The sequence below is a fragment of the Roseateles sp. GW821-FHT03B02 genome, from assembly GCF_059421025.1.
In genome coordinates this window covers 1-15,333 of sequence record NZ_JBWKUV010000006.1, presented here as the reverse complement: position 1 = coordinate 15,333, position 15,333 = coordinate 1, and the positions used below count along the sequence as shown (strand labels likewise).

Genomic DNA, 15,333 nt, shown 5'->3' with positions numbered 1-15,333 from the left:
CGCTCAGCGCTTCTCCAGCGCCTTGATCCGGGCCCACAGCTGGGCCTTGGACAGGGTCGTCATCTGCATCGCCGCCATGCAGGCATCCAGCCGGTGGGGGCGTTCGCGCAAGTCCTGCACGGCGCTGGCCAGGCTGCTTTCGACACTGTCGCCATAGGCCGTTGCCGCCTTGGCGATGGCCGCACGCAGCAAGGGCTTGGGCGGCTGCATCATGGCGAGGTCGATGAGGTCGCGGCTGAAGACGCCGTCATCGCGCCAGCGATCGGCGAGGGCCAGCAGCTTGCCCGCGGCCAGGTCCAGCGGCGTCAGCCCCAGCACGCCGGCGATGGCGTCTGCCGGACCGGGTGGGTCGAAGGCGATACGCGCCTCCAGCACGATCTCGAACTTGATCGCCACCCCGCCTTCGCGCACCAGCGTGCGCATGCCGTACTGGTCTACCCGCAGCTCACGCGCCAGCGCCAGCTCGGCACCTGTCTTCACGAGGGCGCCCAGGCCTGCCGGGCCGGTCAGCAACTGGCGTAGTGCGCGGTAGCCGGCGAGGTCGGACACGAGAAAGTCGATGTCCAGCGACTCGCGGTATTCGCCATAACGCAGGGCCATGGCGGTGCCGCCGCCAAACCAGCAGGCGTGAGCGGCCAACACGTCAGCATCCAGCGCGGCGAGCACGGCCGCGATGCGGCGGTGGTGCTCGCGCTCAAACAAGCAGCCGCCCTCCCCCCAACTCGTCGACCAGTGCCTGGATCAGCCGGCGTTCCTGCGGCTGCAGTCCGTCACGGTCGAGGTGGCGCCAGTTGCGCTCGTAGAGGTCGAGGGCCTGGGCAGGGCTCAGCTCGGTCACGCCGGGCAGCTGCCAGGCCAGTTGCCTGAGCGCGGGGTAGTCGTCCAGGCGCACCGTAGCCGGCAGCGCCGACGCGAATGCCGCGTCGGGCTCGCGCACCTGCAGGCTCAGCCCGACGGCCGACATGGCGCTCAGATAGGCGCCCATGGTCACCGAAGGCTCGCCGCGCTCCACGCGGTGCAGCGTCACGCGCGACATGCCGGCGGCCTCGGCAGCATCGGTTGCCGTCACCTTCTGCCGCTCGCGCTGGGCGCGAATGCGCTCGCCCAGCGCTTCCAGCTGGGTGGCGACATGGGGCGGAACGGGCGGCGCTTTGGCGGGCATATGTTTCTCATTTTAGTCAAAGGCTGAATTTTGAACAAAATGAGAAACAATCAAGCTGCAGCGACTGCGGGCGCTTTCCCCGCAATGATCATCGCCAGCACCTCGTTTTCCGTCACATCGGCCATGCGGTACACCCCGACCAGGCGACCGTTCTTCATCCCACGTTCATCATCGACTACCCCGTCGAGGTCTCGCCGCTGGCCCGCGCATCGGACGCCAACCCCAAGATCACCGAGCGCTTCGAGCTCTTCATCACGGGCCGCGAGTACGCCAACGGCTTCTCGGAGCTGAACGACGCCGAGGACCAGGCCGCGCGCTTCCACGCCCAGGTGGCCAACAAGGATGCCGGCGACGAGGAAGCGATGTTCTTCGACGCCGACTTCATCCGCGCGCTGGAATACGGCATGCCCCCGACGGGCGGCTGCGGCATCGGCATCGACCGGCTGATGATGCTGATCACCGATTCGCCGTCGATCCGCGACGTGATCCTGTTCCCGGCGCTGAGGCAAGAACCCTAACCACGCCACGCGGCGGCAGCGCCGCGTGCATATTCCCCTGGTGACAGTCGGTAAGCCAAGACACGAATCGCCCCCTCGCGCTCTTAGCATGCGGCCCGTTCAGACGACAGGGGAAAACGGTGAGCAACACCGCTGATTGCATCGGGCGATTGACGCGGCGCCTGGGGGCTGGCATCGGCATCGTGCTGATGCTGAATGGTTGCGGCGGTGGCGGCGGTGGTGGCACCACGACGCCTCCCGGGCCTACGGCCACCATGCCGGCATTCAGCGCTTCACCGCTGGACACGACCGCCTTCGTCGGCACCCGTCCAGTCCTGTCGGCTTCGGTCAGCGGCTCGCCCAGCCCGGCGCTGCAGTGGCAGCGCAGCGCAGACGGCGTGAACTGGACCGATCTGGCTGGCGCCACCAGCGCATCGCTGACACTGCCCACGCTGACCGACGCTGACGAGGGTACGCGCCTTCGCCTGCTCGCCAGCAACAGCGCGGGCCAGGTGGCGAGTTCCAGCGCCGTGATTCACCTGAACAAGGCGGTCGGCGTGCTGGCCGGCCAACCCGGCGGGCCGGGCTTTCGCGATGGCGTGGGCGAGCAGGCGCGCTTCAGCGCCCCCACCGCCCTTGTGGCCGGGCCGGATGGCGGCTGGGAGGTCCTCGACGCCCCTTCGCGGCTGCGGCGTGTTGCCGCCGACGGGACCGTGGCCACGCTGACACCGTACCGGTACGAGGGCGGCGCACCCAGTCTGCTCGCCTCGCTGCCGGGTGGTGATTGGGTGGTGGCCACCAACTTCATCACCAACCTGCCTGGTGGCTTCATCGACACCAGCTTCATCCGCCTAGACAGGATCTCACGCGCCACCTCAACGGCAACCCTGATCATTGACCAGGCCGCTTTCAACCAGGCCGTTGGCAGCTCGACGCCCACGACGGCGATGACCGCCATCGCCGGCGACTCGCAGGGCAACCTCTACCTGAGCGGCATCGCATGCGTGTACCGGCTCGACGCCCAGGGTGTGATCACGGTGGTGGCCGGCACGGCAGGTCTTGCGGGCACCACTGACGGACCGGCTGCGCAGGCACGCTTCGGCAGCATTTCGGGGTTGGCGCTGGATGGCGCCGGCAACATCCTCGTGTCCGATGGCGGCAATCACAGCTTGCGCAAAATCGACACCCTCGGCCAGGTGAGCACCCTGGCGGGTCAGAGCGGCAGCGCAGGCAGCGCCGATGGCGTGGGCGCTGCGGCCCGCTTCAACAGGCCTTCGTCACTGGCGTTCGACACCGATGGCAGCCTGCTGGTGGTGGACGCCGGCAATTTCACCCTGCGCCGGGTGCAGGTCGACGGCCGGGTAAGCACCGTGGCAGGAACCGCGCTGCAGTCCGGGGCCAGCAACGGCACGCGGGAGCAGGCGCGGCTGAAGCGGCCCGTGGCCGTGGCTGTCAGCCCCCTGGCAGGTATCGCGGTGCTGGACGATGGGCTGCTCCGCAAGATCGGGGCGGACGGCTCGATCCAGGCACTGGCCGGGATGGCGAACGGCGAAGGCGATGTCGACGGCGTGGGGCGCGTGGCTCGCTTCAGGAATCCGGCAGGTGTGGCGATCGACAGTCAGGGGACGATTGCGGTCGCGGACTCCTTCAACCGCCTGCTGAGGCGTGTCACCGCAGATGGCACCGCGGGCCTGCTGGCGGGCAACCGTCAAGCCGGCAGCAGCGCGGCGGACGGCCCGCGCGGCACGGGCGGCTTCGATCTGCCCGGCGATGTGGCAGCCGGTCCGGACGGCACCTGGTTCGTGGCGGACTACCAGAGGGTTCGCAAGGTGGCCGCCGACGGCAGCTTGACCACTCTCCGCGACTTCCCCGGCATTGGCGGGCTGGCCTATGGCAGCAACGGCGGCCTGTTCGTGAGCGACGTCGTCAACCGCACGGTCCAGCGCATGTCCGCCACCGGCGAGGTCACGCTGCTGGCGGGTCAGGCCGGCGTCACGGGCAGCCAGGACGGTAGCGGCGCGGCGGCGACGTTCTCGATGCCCAGGGGCATCGCCGTGGACGGCGCCGGCAATGTCTACGTGGCCGACCAACACACAGTCCGCAAGATCGACGCTTTAGGTGTCGTGACCACGGTCGCCGGCCAGCCCGGCCGGATGACGAGCATCGACGGCTACCGCTCGAGCGCGAGCTTCCAGCGCGCCGAGCACATCGCGGTCGACGCGGCAGGGCAGTTGCTGGTCGCGGACGGCCCGGACCTTGTCCGGCGCGTCGCACCGGACGGCCAGGTCAAGACGGTCTACCAGGGCGTCGCCGTCCAGGGCGTGGTGGTGATCACGCCGGGACGGGCCCTGGTGGTGGACGAAAACGCGCTGGTGCTGATCTCGTACTGAGGGCGATCAGGCGGGCAGGCAGGCCGCGGGCGCCTTGCCCGCGATGATCATCGCCAGCACCTCGTCCTCGTTGACGTCTGCCGTGCGGCAGGTGGCTACAGGGCGGCCGTTCTTCATCACCATCAGCCGGTTCGACAGCGCGAACACATCCGGCATGTCGTGCGTGACGAGCAGGATGCCCACGCCCTCTGCCGACAGGCGCCGGATCAGGTCATGCACCATGGCCGTCTCCGACGGGCCTAGCGCCGCGCAGGGCTCGTCCATGATGAGCACGCGGGCCTTGAACTGCAGCGCCCGCGCGATGGCCACCACCTGACGCTGGCCGCCCGACAGCGACTGCACCGGGTCGGCGATGTTCTTGAAGTTGGGATTCAGCCGCGCGAACAGCGGCACGGCGGCTGAACGCATGGCGGCGTCGTCCAGCAGGCCGAAGCGCGTACGCAGCTCGCGGCCCAGGAACAGGTTGGCGACCGAATCCAGGTTGTCTGCAAGTGCCAGCTTCTGGTGGATGGTCTCGATGCCAGCCGAACGCGAGTCGGCCGGGCTGGCGAACTTCACCGGCTGGCCGTTCAGCAGCAGCTCGCCGCCATCGAACGGCAGGGCCCCGGCCAGCATCTGCATCAGCGTGGACTTGCCGGCACCGTTGTGGCCCAGCACGGCCAGCACCTCGCCGGGCGCCAGGCTCAGGGACACGCCGTCGACCGCGTGCACGCCGCCAAAGGATTTGCGCGCTTCGCGCACTTCAAGCAACGCGCTCATTTCTGCACCACACGATCAAAGACGACGGCCGCGACCAGCACCTGGCCCAGCACCACCATGCGCCAGCCGATGGACACATCGGTCAGCAGCAGGCCGCTGTCGATGCTCTGGATGATGAGGGCACCCAGCACCGTGCCGCCGACGCTCCCGCTACCACCGGCGAGGCTCACGCCACCGATGACGGCCGCGGCGATGACGGTCAGCTCCATGCCCGTGCCCATCGAGTTCGTACCCGCGTTCAGGCGCGCCATCGCAACGACGGCTGCCAGTGCGACGAGCGCGGCCAGCAGCAGGTTGAGCTGGATCATCACGCGGCGCACCGGGATGCCGGCCAGGCGTGCGGCGTCGGGGTTGCCGCCGATCGCGTAGACGTAGCGACCGAAGCGCGTGTGCTTGGCGATGAAGCCCAGCAGCAGCACGACAGCCACCCATATCACCAGCGGCAGCGGCAGGCCCTGGCCCTGCTCCTGGCCTTCGATGCGATAGGCGTTGAAGACGGCCACGGTACCCAGCACCGCCAGCGCCGCGAGCCCACCCTTCAGCAGCTCATGCCTCATGTCGCCCGGCACGCCGCCGGCCCGCGACAGTGCGCGCCGCTGCACGGCCTGCCAGCCCCACAGCAAGGCGACCAGGACAATGCCCAGCAGCCAGCTGCCGCGCTCGCCCAGCGAGCCGTCCAGCCCGCCCCCCAGGGCCAGCAGCCAGGGTTCGGTGACCGGCTGGGTCTTGCCGTCGGCCACGAGGAAGGCCACGCCACGCAGCGACACCAGCCCGCCCAGCGTGACGACGAAGGACGGGATGCCGATGACCGCCGACAGCCAGCCCTGGAACAGCCCCACCACCAGCGCAAGGCCCAGGCCCGCGAACAGCGAGGCGACGACCGACCAGCCCTGGGTGTACTGCAGCCAGGCCATCAGCACGCCCACGGCACCGAGCAGCGAGCCCACGGCGAGGTCGATCTGGCGCGCCACGATGATGAGCGCCATGCCGCTGGCGACGATGCCGACGACCGCCGTCTGCTGGGCGATGTTGTAGAGGTTCTCTGCCGTCAGGAAGCTGCCGGTGAGCGCGTGAAAGCCGATGGCGATGGCCACCAGCACGGCCGCCATGACGGCGAGCCGCTGGGTCTGGGCGTTCATCGCAGTCCTCAACGGCAGGCGGCTGGCGCCTTGGCGGCGTCGACACCCTTGCAGGCCACGGCCTTGCTGATCCAGCCGGCGCTGATGACTTCGCCCAGGTTGGCCTGCGTGATGGCCACGGGCGCGAGGAACTTGGCCTGCAGGCTGACCTTGCGCTCACCACCCGCCCAAGGCGCAGCCCCCGGCACCTTCTGGCCCGATGCGAGCTGCACCGCGGCGGCGGCGGCTTCCTTGCCGAGCGCGCGCGAGTCCTTCCAGACCGACACCGTCTGCGTGCCCAGCGCGACACGGTTCAGCGCGGCGTGGTCGGCGTCCTGGCCGCTGACCGGCACACCCTTGATGCCCTTGCCCGCCAGCGCCGCGATGGCACCGCCGGCCGTGCCGTCGTTGCTGGCCACCACGGCATCCACCCCGCCCTTGAGCTTGGTGAGGATCTGCTCCATGTTCTTCTGCGCCACTTCGGGCTTCCAGCCGTCGGTGTACTCCTCGGCGACGATCTTCACGTCGCCCTTCTTCACCGCGTCCGCCAGCGCATCCTGCTGGCCGGCACGCAGGAAGTCGGCATTCGGGTCGCTGGGCGATCCCTTGATCATCACGTAGCGGCCCTGCGGCCTGGCGGCGAGCACGGCCCTGGCCTGCAGGCGCCCCACCTCGCGGTTGTCGAAGGTCAGGTAGAAGACCTCGGGCGCCTCGATGAGACGGTCGTAGGCCACGACAGGCACCTTGCGGGCCTTGGCCTTGTTCAGCGCGGGGACGATGGCGTCCTTGTCCATGGCCAGGATGATGAGCACCTTGGCGCCCTTGGCCAGCAGAGACTCGACGTCGCCGATCTGCTTCTCGGGCGAGCCGCCGGCGTCGGCGCTCACATAGCTGGCGCCCAGCCGGGCCAGTTCGGCCTTGATGGCGGCCTCGTCGGTCTTCCAGCGCTCTTCCTGGAAGTTGGACCAGCTCACGCCCACCACCGGGCCGGCAGCCAACGCTGTCATCGACGCCATTGAACTCGCCAGCAGCGCCGCCGCTGCCCACACTTGCTGCATTCGCATCTTGTCTCCATCGCCCTGTTGTCCGGGCCGCGGATTCTAGGAATGCAGACAACAAAAAAGCGACCCTTTCGGGTCGCCTTTCATCGGCTTGAAACCGCTTTGTTTCAGCGGGCAGCCAGGGCCGAGGCGCGGCGCACGATCGGGGCCGGGAAATCACCCAGCTCGCGGGCGGCGTTCTCGCCGTGGTCGGCGGCCAGCGCAGCGGCGGTCTTCTCGTCGGCGCGCACTTCGGTCGGCTTGACGGTCAGCACGGCCTGACGGGGCAGCTTGACGGTGGCGACGGCGGCAGCCTTGGCAGTGGCGGGGGTCGTCACTTCGACGCCCTTTTCGCCCTGGATGGCGGCCAGTTCGCCGCTGTTGCGGGCGGCGACCAGATCGGCGATGACTTGCTCGCGGGTCAGCGGGATGGTTTGGGCGGATGCGGCACCAGCGGCGATCAGCAGGGTGGCGGCGATGACGGTAGACAGCTTGCTCATGACGGGCTCCTTCAGTTACTGGCAGGAACGTCCTGCGTTTGGATCACTTGGACATCGCGACCGCGTTGTCCATGGCCTGAACTGTAGGCAGTCAATCTCAGTAGAAATACTAGGCTGGAGGGAACTGACTATTCATTCAACGCAAACAGTCATCCCTAGATCGTCATCGTTCCGCCACACGTCATCAACGGTGCTGGAAGCTTGGCGCCCGTTTGGCAAGGAAGGCCTCCATGCCCTCGCGCTGGTCGTGGCTGCCGAAGAGAGCGTGGAAGTAGCGCCGCTCGACGGCCACGCCGTCTGTCAGCGGGCCCTGGTAGGCCAGGTTGACGAGTTCCTTGATGAGCATGACCGAGGGGCCGCTGAAGCCGTTGATGGTGTCGGCGGCGGCCAGCGCCTCTTCCAGCAGCTTTTCAGCGGGCACGACGCGCGACACCAGGCCGGCGCTCTCGGCCTCGGCCGCGCCCATCATGCGGGCGGTCAGCAGCATGTCCATGGCCTTGCTCTTGCCGACCGCACGCGGCAGGCGCTGGGTGCCGCCGGCGCCAGGCACGATGCCCAGCTTGATCTCGGGCTGGCCGAACTTGGCCGAGTCGGCGGCGATGATGAAGTCGCACATCATGGCCAGCTCGCAGCCGCCGCCCAGCGCAAATCCTGCCACCGCCGCGATGACGGGCTTGCGCACCTGCAGGATGGTCTCCCAGTTCTTGGAGATCAGGCCGCTCTTGAAGGCGCTGGCGAAGGTGTGGGGCAGCATGGTGGGGATGTCGGCACCGGCTGCGAAGGCGCGCTCGGAGCCGGTCAGCACGATGCAGCCGATGGTGTCGTCGGCATCGAAGGCGAGCAGGGCTTCGCCCATCTCGTCCATCAGCTGGTCGTTCAGCGCGTTCAGCGCCTTGGGGCGGTTCAGCGTGATCAGTGCGGTCTTGCGCGGGCCGTCGCCATGGACGGCGGTAGTGATGCATTCGTAGGTCATTGGGAAAGTCTCCTGGGGATGCCGTTGGGTGATTCTGGCGCGGCTTGCAGCGGCGCGTGCTTGAGCATGAGGTCGATGTAGGTGTCGGCGTCCTGGCGGATGAGCAGGCGCACCGGCAGGTATTGCAGGGCGGGCGCGAGCCAGACCTCCGCGGTCAGGTCGCCGCTGCTGGCGGGCCGGCTGGGCTTGAGATGCCAGCTGGCCACCTGGCCCATGGGCGTGTCCATCATCTCCTCGCCCAGCACTTCGTATTGCCAGGCGTACTGGCGGCGCGGCAGCACCAGCGGGAAACGCACGACCCGCCCTGCCTGCAAGGTCTCGCGGCCGGTCAGGAAGAGCCAGGTCAGCTGCACGAACTGGCTGGCCGAGTCCTGGCCGCCGCGCATCACCGGCTCGCGCTGCCCGTTCGCGAGCTGCACCTCGTTGCCGAGGAAGAACACGCTGCTGCGCCGAGCCTCGACGAGGACGAGCCGCGTCTCCTCGTCATAGCGCTGCGGCGCGATGCCTTCGGGCGTCAGCCGGCCCTGGCTGCTCATGCGCCGCGTGATCAGGCCCAGGTCGACGTCAAGGTGGACCTGGTAGTCGCTGCCCTTGCGCAGCCATTCGACCTGGGCCTGGCCATTGATGGGCCCCCGGTAGTTGCCGGTCAACACATAGCTCAGCCGCGTGGACAGGGGCCACTCCGGCCCCGGCTCGTCGACGGCTGCTGCGGAGGCAGTGGCGGCGGCAGGAGCGGCCACTTCGGCCACGTCGGCCGGCTGGGTGGCTGCCGCGGCAGCGGGCTGCGGCGGCGGCGCGGGCGCCTCCTGCACGGGATCGGGTGCCGAGGCCGGCCGGGGCGCGCCCGGGGCCGCCGCAGGCGAGGACTGCCGCCTGGCCTCGCCAGACGGTGCCATGCGTGCGCGCGCCGGCGCCTGCAGCACCATCTCCTGCACGAAGGCCACCTGCATACGGGTGGGCATGGGCGGCGCAGCGGCGCTGAGCCAGCCCTCGTGAATGCGCTGCACCTCCTGGCCGAGCAGCAGATGCAAGGCCAGCACGGCCAGCACCAGCAGCCCCGGTGGCCGCACGGCCTCCATCCGCGGTTCAGGCGCCGAGCCAGCGCCGCCGCGCGGGGTGGGCACCCTCGGCCAGACTCAACGCCACGCCGGCGGCACCGGACGGCGGCAGCGCCACGTCCAGCTCGACCAGGCGCTGATCACGGCTGACCAGCAGGCGCACGGGATCGCTCCCGGTGGGCAGCAGGGCCGGCAAGTCGTCCAGCCGCCGCAGCCGCCAGCCGTTGCAGCCGATGATTTCGTCGCGCGCGTTGAGCCCGCCCGCCTGCGCAGCGCCTCCGCTCAGCACATGGGTGACGGTGACGCCCGTCAGCGCGCTCTCGCGCACGCGCAGCCCCATGCGCTGGGCCACGCTCTGGCGCCCTTCGTCGCGCCAGGCGACGCCCGCCGCCGCAAGCAGCTCGCGCAGCGGCAGCTCGTCGATGCCATGCACCCAGCCGTGCAGCCGAGTCCGAAGGTCCTGGCCGCCCAGCGCCTGCACGGCGTCGAGGATGTCGCCTTCGCTGACCGGGCCGCCGGCGCTGGCCTTCCAGAGGCGCGCCATCAAGGCATCCAGGCTGGACTTGTGCGACCTCAGGCTCAAGTCCAGGCACAACGCGACCAGCGCACCCTGGCTGTAATAGTTGCTCGTCGCGTTGGGGCTGTTCTCGTCGGGACGGTAGTACTTGGTCCAGGCCTCGAAGCTGGCCGAGGCGAGGGGCTGAACGCGGCGCCCGGGCGCAGCCAGCACCCCGTTGACGGAGGCGGCGAGCAGCTTGAGGTAGCGCGGCGCGTCGACCAGGCCGCTGCGCAGCAGCATCAGTTCGTCGTAGTAGCTCGTGAAGCCCTCGAAGAACCAGAGCAGTTCGGTGTAGTTCTCGCGCTGGTAGTCGAAGCAGGCGAACTCGGCCGGGCGCAGCCGCTTGACGTTCCAGGCGTGGAAGTACTCGTGGCTGAACAGGCCCAGCAGCCGGGCGTAGGGGTCGCCCGGGACGCCGGGCTCGGCGGTCGTCGGCAGCTCGCGCCGAGCGCAGATCAGCGCGGTGCTGGCGCGATGTTCCAGGCCGCCATGACCCTCGTCCACGGCCCAGAGCAGGAAGCTGTAGCGCTCGAACGGCGCACCGCCCCACAAGGCGATCTGCGCCTCGCAGATGCGCCGCACGTCGGCCAGCAGTCGCCGGCCGTCGAAGCTGGGCCAGGCACCGGCGACGACCACGCGATGCGGCACGCCGGCAGCCTCGAATTCGCCTTGCCAGTGCGGCCCGATCTCGAAGGGATGGTCCAGCAGTTCGTCATAGCCGGCGGCCTCGTAGCCCCCCTGCCGGGCGCGCATCTCGGTCGCCACCCGCCAGCCCTTGGGCACACCAGCCAGTTCGAGACGATGCACACCGGCTTCACGGCCATGAGCGCGCAGGCACAGGCTGCTGGCGTTGAAGAAGGCGCGCTGGCTGTCCAGCCAGGCCGTGCGCACCGAGGCGTCGAAGGCGTAGACCTCGTAGCTCAGCACCAGCGCGGCACGGCCGCTGCAGCGCACGCGCCAGCTGGCCTTGTCGAGCTGCTCCACGGCCAGTTCTCGACGCCCCTGGCGCGCCTGCAGGCGGCTCAGATGCCTGGCGAACTCGCGCACCAGATAGCTGCCCGGAATCCACACCGGCAGGCTGAAATCCTGCTCGGCGGCCGGGGCCGGCAACGTCAGCGTGACGCGGTAGCGGTGCGCCGCGAGATCGGCCAGCTCGATGCAGTAGCGCGGCGCGTCGGCCATCAGCTGCCCGCAGCGGCGAGGAAGCAGCTCAACGAGGCGACGGCCGTGAGCCGAAAGCGCAGCGTGAGCCAGTCCCCGGCCCCGAGTTGCGGGTAGACGCGGCGGTCGACCACGTAGCAGGCGATCAGCACGCCACCATGCAGGGCCAGGCCGGCGTAGGGCGACATCAGCACGCCCAACCAGCCCAGCAAGGCCGCACAGACGCCCCAGACCAGCGGCTGACGCCCCGGCAGCCCGCGCGCGAACGAGAGCCCCCAGTGGATGCCGCCGAGAAAGGCGATGACGAGGCCGGCGTAGGCCGACATCGCCAGGCTGACGAAGGCGTGCTGGTCGAGATTGCGGTCGGCGATGAGCCAGATCAGCGCGCAGCCCAGCACGAAGGGGATGAGGCCGGCGTAGCCCAGGCGGTGCGCGAGCTGGCGGTTTTCCGGGCTCATGGGGTCAGGACTTGCCGTTGGCAGCTGCCAGAGCCTGAAGGCGCTTCTCGAGTTCGACGGCACCGACGGCGCCCGGGATGCGGTTGCCGTCTTCCAGCAGGATGGCCGGCGTGCCGTTCACATGGATCTTGCGCGACAGCGCCAGGTTGCGCTCGATGGCCCCGTCGTCGCAGCTGGCCGGGGCCTTGGGCGGCTGCTCGCCGCGCAGCATCCAGGCCAGCCAGGTGCCGGCGCCGTCTTTGGCACACCAGATGGCGCGCGTCTTCTCGGGGGAGTCTCCGCCGAGGATGGGAATGAGGAAGGTGTAGACCGTGACGTCCTTCAGCTCCTGCAGCCCCTTCTCGAAGCGCTTGCAGTAGCCGCAGTTCGGATCGGCGAAGACGGCGATGCGGCGCTTGCCGTTGCCGTTCTTCCACATCAGCGCGTCCTTGAAGGGCAGCGTCGCGAAGTCGATGCGGTTGAGCTGGGTGATGCGCTCGTCCGTCAGGTTCTTCTTGGCCTTGAGGTCGATGAGCTCGCCCTCGATCAGGTAGCTGCCGGTCGGATCGGTGTAGCGGATCTCGTTGCCGATGCGGATCTCCCACAGGCCCGGCATGGGCGCCGGACGCACCTCGTCGATCTTGGGCGCATTGGGCATGCGCTCGGCGATGGCCTTGCGGATGGCGGCCTCGTTGGCCAGGGCGGGCAGGCTGGCGGCGAGCAGCGCGGCGAGCAGAAGGGAACGGTTGAGCACGTTGGCGTCCAGAAAAGAGGTCAGAGGCCGAGGGCGCGCTGGGTCAACCAGCGCTTGACGGGAGTGAGTTGGTTCAGCGCGTCCAGGCCGCGGTTGCGCAATCCGCGCGCCGTTGGGGATGAGTGGGCGAAGAGTCGCTGCAAAGCGTCGGTCAGTTCGCCCATGGCCAGCGTCGGCGCGAGGCGCTCGCGGGCATAGCGGCGCAGCAGGCGCTCGTCGCCCAGCGGGCGCCACGGCTCGCGCGCAGCGATGACACGGGACAGCGCCACGACGTCGCCCAGGCCCAGGTTGAGCCCCTGTCCGGCCAGCGGATGGACCAGGTGGGCCGCATCGCCGAGCAGGGCCCAGCCGGGTCCGGTGACCGCATCGGCCCGCGCCAGCACGAGGGGCCAGCCGGCACGCGGCCCCGCCAGCTTCAGCGTGCCGGCAGCCCCCGCCGTGGCGGCGTTGAGTTCGGCCTCGAAGTCCGCTTCGGTCATGGCCAGCAGCTCCTGCGCACGCTCCTGCACGCACGACCAGACCAGGCCATAGGACTGCGAGGGGCTGGGTTTTTCGAAAGGCAGCAAGGCCAGCACTTCGCCCCCCTCGCCGAACCATTGGCGGGCAACACCCTGGTGGGGCCGATCCGCCACCAGGCGCGTGGCCAGGGCACGATGCCCATAGAGCTTGGGTTCGAAGGTCACGCCCAAGGCTTCGCGGGCCGCCGAGTCGCGCCCCTCGCAAAGCGCTGTCAAGGCGGCCGAGGTATGGGGACCGGCCTTGTGCACGTGCGGCGAGAAGCGCAGCGCCGTAGCCAGCTGCGCATCGAGCGACGCCGCATCGACGATGACGGCCAACTCGCGCACGCCTTGCTGCCACGCGGAGAAGCTCAGCCGGCCAGCGGGCTGATTGGCGGCAGCATCACCGCAGACGACCATGTCGTAGACGGGGCAGACGGCGTCCGCCGGCAGGCTGTCCCAGATCTTCAACTCGACCAGCAGGGCGACGGATGCGGCATTGAGCGCATACGTGCGCACATCGTCCTCGCGCGCAGTGTCCGGCACGCCGGTCATCCCGACGGTCAACCCCTGGGCGGCAAGACTGAGGGCGAGGCAGCTGCCTACCGCACCCCGGCCCTTGACCAATACGTCAACGCTTTGCATGCGGCGATTGTAGGCAGGGGGTATGACCGCACCGCGGGCCGGGGCAGTCCTCGCGCCGGCCGACTAAAATCGCCGACTTCGGCTCCGGCCCGCCGCCGGTTGCCTCCCCACCAGAAAGCCCCGCCATGAGCCTCAAATGCGGCATCGTGGGCCTGCCCAACGTCGGCAAGTCCACGCTTTTCAATGCCTTGACCAAAGCCGGCATCGCCGCCGAGAACTATCCCTTCTGCACGATCGAGCCCAATGTCGGCATCGTCGAACTGCCGGACCCGCGCCTGGCGGCGCTGGCGGAGATCGTGAAGCCCGAGCGGGTGCTGCCGGCCGTCGTCGAGTTCGTCGACATCGCCGGCCTGGTGGCTGGTGCGAGCAAGGGTGAAGGCCTGGGCAACAAGTTCCTCTCGCACATCCGCGAGACGGACGCCATCGTCAACGTGGTGCGCTGCTTTGAAGACCCGAACGTCATCCACGTCAACGGCAAGGTCGACCCCATCTCCGACATCGAGGTCATCCAGACCGAGCTGTGCCTGGCCGACATGGGCACGGTGGAGAAAAGCCTGCATCGCTACAACAAGGTGGCGCGCGCCGGCGACAAGGAGGCCATCGCCCTGGTGAAGGTGCTGGAGAAGTGCGAAGCCGTGCTGAACGAGGCCAAGCCCGTGCGCTCCATCGACTTCAGCAAGGAAGAGCTCGCCATCCTGAAGCCGCTGTGCCTGATCACGGCCAAGCCGGCAATGTTCGTGGGCAACGTGTCGGAAGACGGCTTCGAGAACAACGCCTTCCTCGACCGCCTGCGCGAGTACGCCGCCGGGCAGAACGCACCGGTCGTCGCCATCTGCGCCAAGACCGAAGCCGACCTGGCTGACATGAGCGACGAAGACCGCACGCTGTTCCTGGCGGAGATGGGGCAGGACGAACCCGGCTTGAACCGCCTGATCCGCGCGGCCTTCAACCTGCTAGGCCTGCAGACGTATTTCACGGCGGGCGTGAAGGAAGTGCGCGCCTGGACCATCCACATCGGCGACACCGGCCCTCAGGCCGCTGCCGTCATCCACACCGACTTCGAGCGCGGCTATATCCGCGCCCAGACCATCGCCTACGACGATTTCATCCAGTACCGCGGCGAACAGGGCGCCAAGGACGCGGGCAAGATGCGCGCCGAGGGGAAGGAGTACGTCGTCAAGGATGGCGACGTGCTGCACTTCCTGTTCAACGTCTGAACCGAGGTCCAGTCGCCTCGATCGCCCGCTTCGGCGGGCTTTTTGTTGTCTGCCTCATCTTCAAAGCTCAGCGGCAAGGGCGCCCGCGCTGCCGTGACCTCGTGCGCTGCTGGACCAAGTGGCGCAGTTCAGAGGCTACCCGCAAGCCGAGCGCCTGCATCGAGAGCTTCAACAGCATGTCCCGCCGCGACAAGCGCCTGAACAAGCACTAGGTTTCAGAGTTTGACGCAGGCCCACGCTGAGTTTGCACGCCGGCGGGCGACTCCACGTCACTGCCGGGATGGCGCCTGCTGGTGGGGCTGGACACGGTGCAGGCGCTCACGCTGCCACTGCCGGCTGGCTCAGAAACTGCGAGGGTGCTGGTGAGATTTGTCCGAGATTCGCTGCTGGAAGGACGCTGACTCTCTGGCGCGCCGTGCCGCCGGCGCATTCACCACGTTCGGCAGTATCGAATCCGTGCGGAATACCTTCGACGGCGGGGCGCGCATTGCTGCAGTTTATTGCAGCGAGTATTTTTGCAGCCCACAAAGCACAAACCCCCACGGCCTTTCGGCAGTGGGGGTTGG

The 15,333-nt window shown here is 68.8% G+C and carries 15 protein-coding genes and 1 pseudogene; 4 read left to right on the top strand and 12 right to left on the bottom strand.

The genetic code is table 11. The features are described from left to right. Positions 1–3: 3 nt before the first annotated feature. Complete coding sequence (locus AC07VX_RS16720; RefSeq protein ID WP_493165783.1) at positions 4–702, bottom strand: nucleotidyl transferase AbiEii/AbiGii toxin family protein; 699 nt, start codon at positions 700–702, stop codon at positions 4–6. Then, positions 695–1,069: a helix-turn-helix domain-containing protein gene (locus tag AC07VX_RS16715; protein ID WP_493165784.1), complete on the bottom strand. Its 375-nt coding sequence runs from the start codon at positions 1,067–1,069 to the stop codon at positions 695–697. The genes AC07VX_RS16720 and AC07VX_RS16715 overlap by 8 nt, the downstream gene beginning before the upstream one ends. 251 nt (positions 1,070–1,320) lie before the next feature. Between AC07VX_RS16715 and AC07VX_RS16710 the strand changes: the two are divergent. Both AC07VX_RS16710 and AC07VX_RS16705 read left to right on the top strand, forming a co-directional pair. Beyond that, a pseudogene (locus AC07VX_RS16710) lies at positions 1,321–1,680 on the top strand (amino acid--tRNA ligase-related protein); the annotation flags it as partial. A 119-nt stretch (positions 1,681–1,799) separates the two neighbouring features. After that, complete coding sequence (locus tag AC07VX_RS16705) at positions 1,800–4,049, top strand: NHL domain-containing protein (protein ID WP_493165785.1); 2,250 nt, start codon at positions 1,800–1,802, stop codon at positions 4,047–4,049. 6 nt (positions 4,050–4,055) lie between these two features. Here AC07VX_RS16705 and AC07VX_RS16700 read toward each other — a convergent pair whose 3' ends face one another. The 10 genes from AC07VX_RS16700 to AC07VX_RS16655 form a co-directional block, all read right to left on the bottom strand. Then, on the bottom strand, positions 4,056–4,808 hold the full coding sequence (locus tag AC07VX_RS16700; RefSeq protein ID WP_493165786.1) for an ATP-binding cassette domain-containing protein: 753 nt from the start codon (positions 4,806–4,808) through the stop codon (positions 4,056–4,058). Next, on the bottom strand, positions 4,805–5,947 hold the full coding sequence (locus AC07VX_RS16695) for a sugar ABC transporter permease (protein WP_493165787.1): 1,143 nt from the start codon (positions 5,945–5,947) through the stop codon (positions 4,805–4,807). The genes AC07VX_RS16700 and AC07VX_RS16695 overlap by 4 nt, the downstream gene beginning before the upstream one ends. A gap of 8 nt (positions 5,948–5,955) precedes the next feature. Next, positions 5,956–6,990 carry a substrate-binding domain-containing protein gene (locus AC07VX_RS16690; protein ID WP_493165788.1) on the bottom strand — a complete coding sequence of 345 codons (1,035 nt, stop codon included), beginning with the start codon at positions 6,988–6,990 and terminating at the stop codon, positions 5,956–5,958. Between the two features lie 104 nt (positions 6,991–7,094). Then, positions 7,095–7,466 carry a DUF4148 domain-containing protein gene (locus tag AC07VX_RS16685; protein ID WP_493165789.1) on the bottom strand — a complete coding sequence of 124 codons (372 nt, stop codon included), beginning with the start codon at positions 7,464–7,466 and terminating at the stop codon, positions 7,095–7,097. Between the two features lie 184 nt (positions 7,467–7,650). Continuing rightward, complete coding sequence (locus AC07VX_RS16680) at positions 7,651–8,439, bottom strand: enoyl-CoA hydratase (RefSeq protein WP_493165790.1); 789 nt, start codon at positions 8,437–8,439, stop codon at positions 7,651–7,653. Further along, positions 8,436–9,509 (bottom strand): DUF3108 domain-containing protein, encoded by a 1,074-nt coding sequence (locus AC07VX_RS16675; protein ID WP_493165791.1) that lies wholly within the window; start codon positions 9,507–9,509, stop codon positions 8,436–8,438. Before AC07VX_RS16675 ends, AC07VX_RS16680 begins: the two co-directional genes overlap by 4 nt. Before the next feature lie 16 nt (positions 9,510–9,525). Then, positions 9,526–11,238: a M61 family metallopeptidase gene (locus AC07VX_RS16670; protein ID WP_493165792.1), complete on the bottom strand. Its 1,713-nt coding sequence runs from the start codon at positions 11,236–11,238 to the stop codon at positions 9,526–9,528. Next, positions 11,238–11,675 carry a DUF3429 domain-containing protein gene (locus tag AC07VX_RS16665; protein WP_493165793.1) on the bottom strand — a complete coding sequence of 146 codons (438 nt, stop codon included), beginning with the start codon at positions 11,673–11,675 and terminating at the stop codon, positions 11,238–11,240. Before AC07VX_RS16665 ends, AC07VX_RS16670 begins: the two co-directional genes overlap by 1 nt. A gap of 4 nt (positions 11,676–11,679) precedes the next feature. After that, a complete protein-coding gene (locus tag AC07VX_RS16660; RefSeq protein ID WP_493165794.1) occupies positions 11,680–12,408 on the bottom strand; it encodes a DsbC family protein in 729 nt (242 codons plus the stop codon). A 20-nt stretch (positions 12,409–12,428) separates the two neighbouring features. After that, positions 12,429–13,550 (bottom strand): FAD-dependent monooxygenase, encoded by a 1,122-nt coding sequence (locus AC07VX_RS16655; protein WP_493165795.1) that lies wholly within the window; start codon positions 13,548–13,550, stop codon positions 12,429–12,431. Between the two features lie 125 nt (positions 13,551–13,675). Between AC07VX_RS16655 and ychF the strand changes: the two genes are divergently transcribed. Both ychF and AC07VX_RS16645 read left to right on the top strand, forming a co-directional pair. Next, entirely contained in the window at positions 13,676–14,767 is a 1,092-nt protein-coding gene (ychF, locus tag AC07VX_RS16650) for a redox-regulated ATPase YchF (RefSeq protein ID WP_493165796.1), read from the top strand. 369 nt (positions 14,768–15,136) lie between these two features. Then, on the top strand, positions 15,137–15,333 hold a 197-nt coding region (locus AC07VX_RS16645; RefSeq protein ID WP_493165797.1), incomplete at its 3' end, for a hypothetical protein.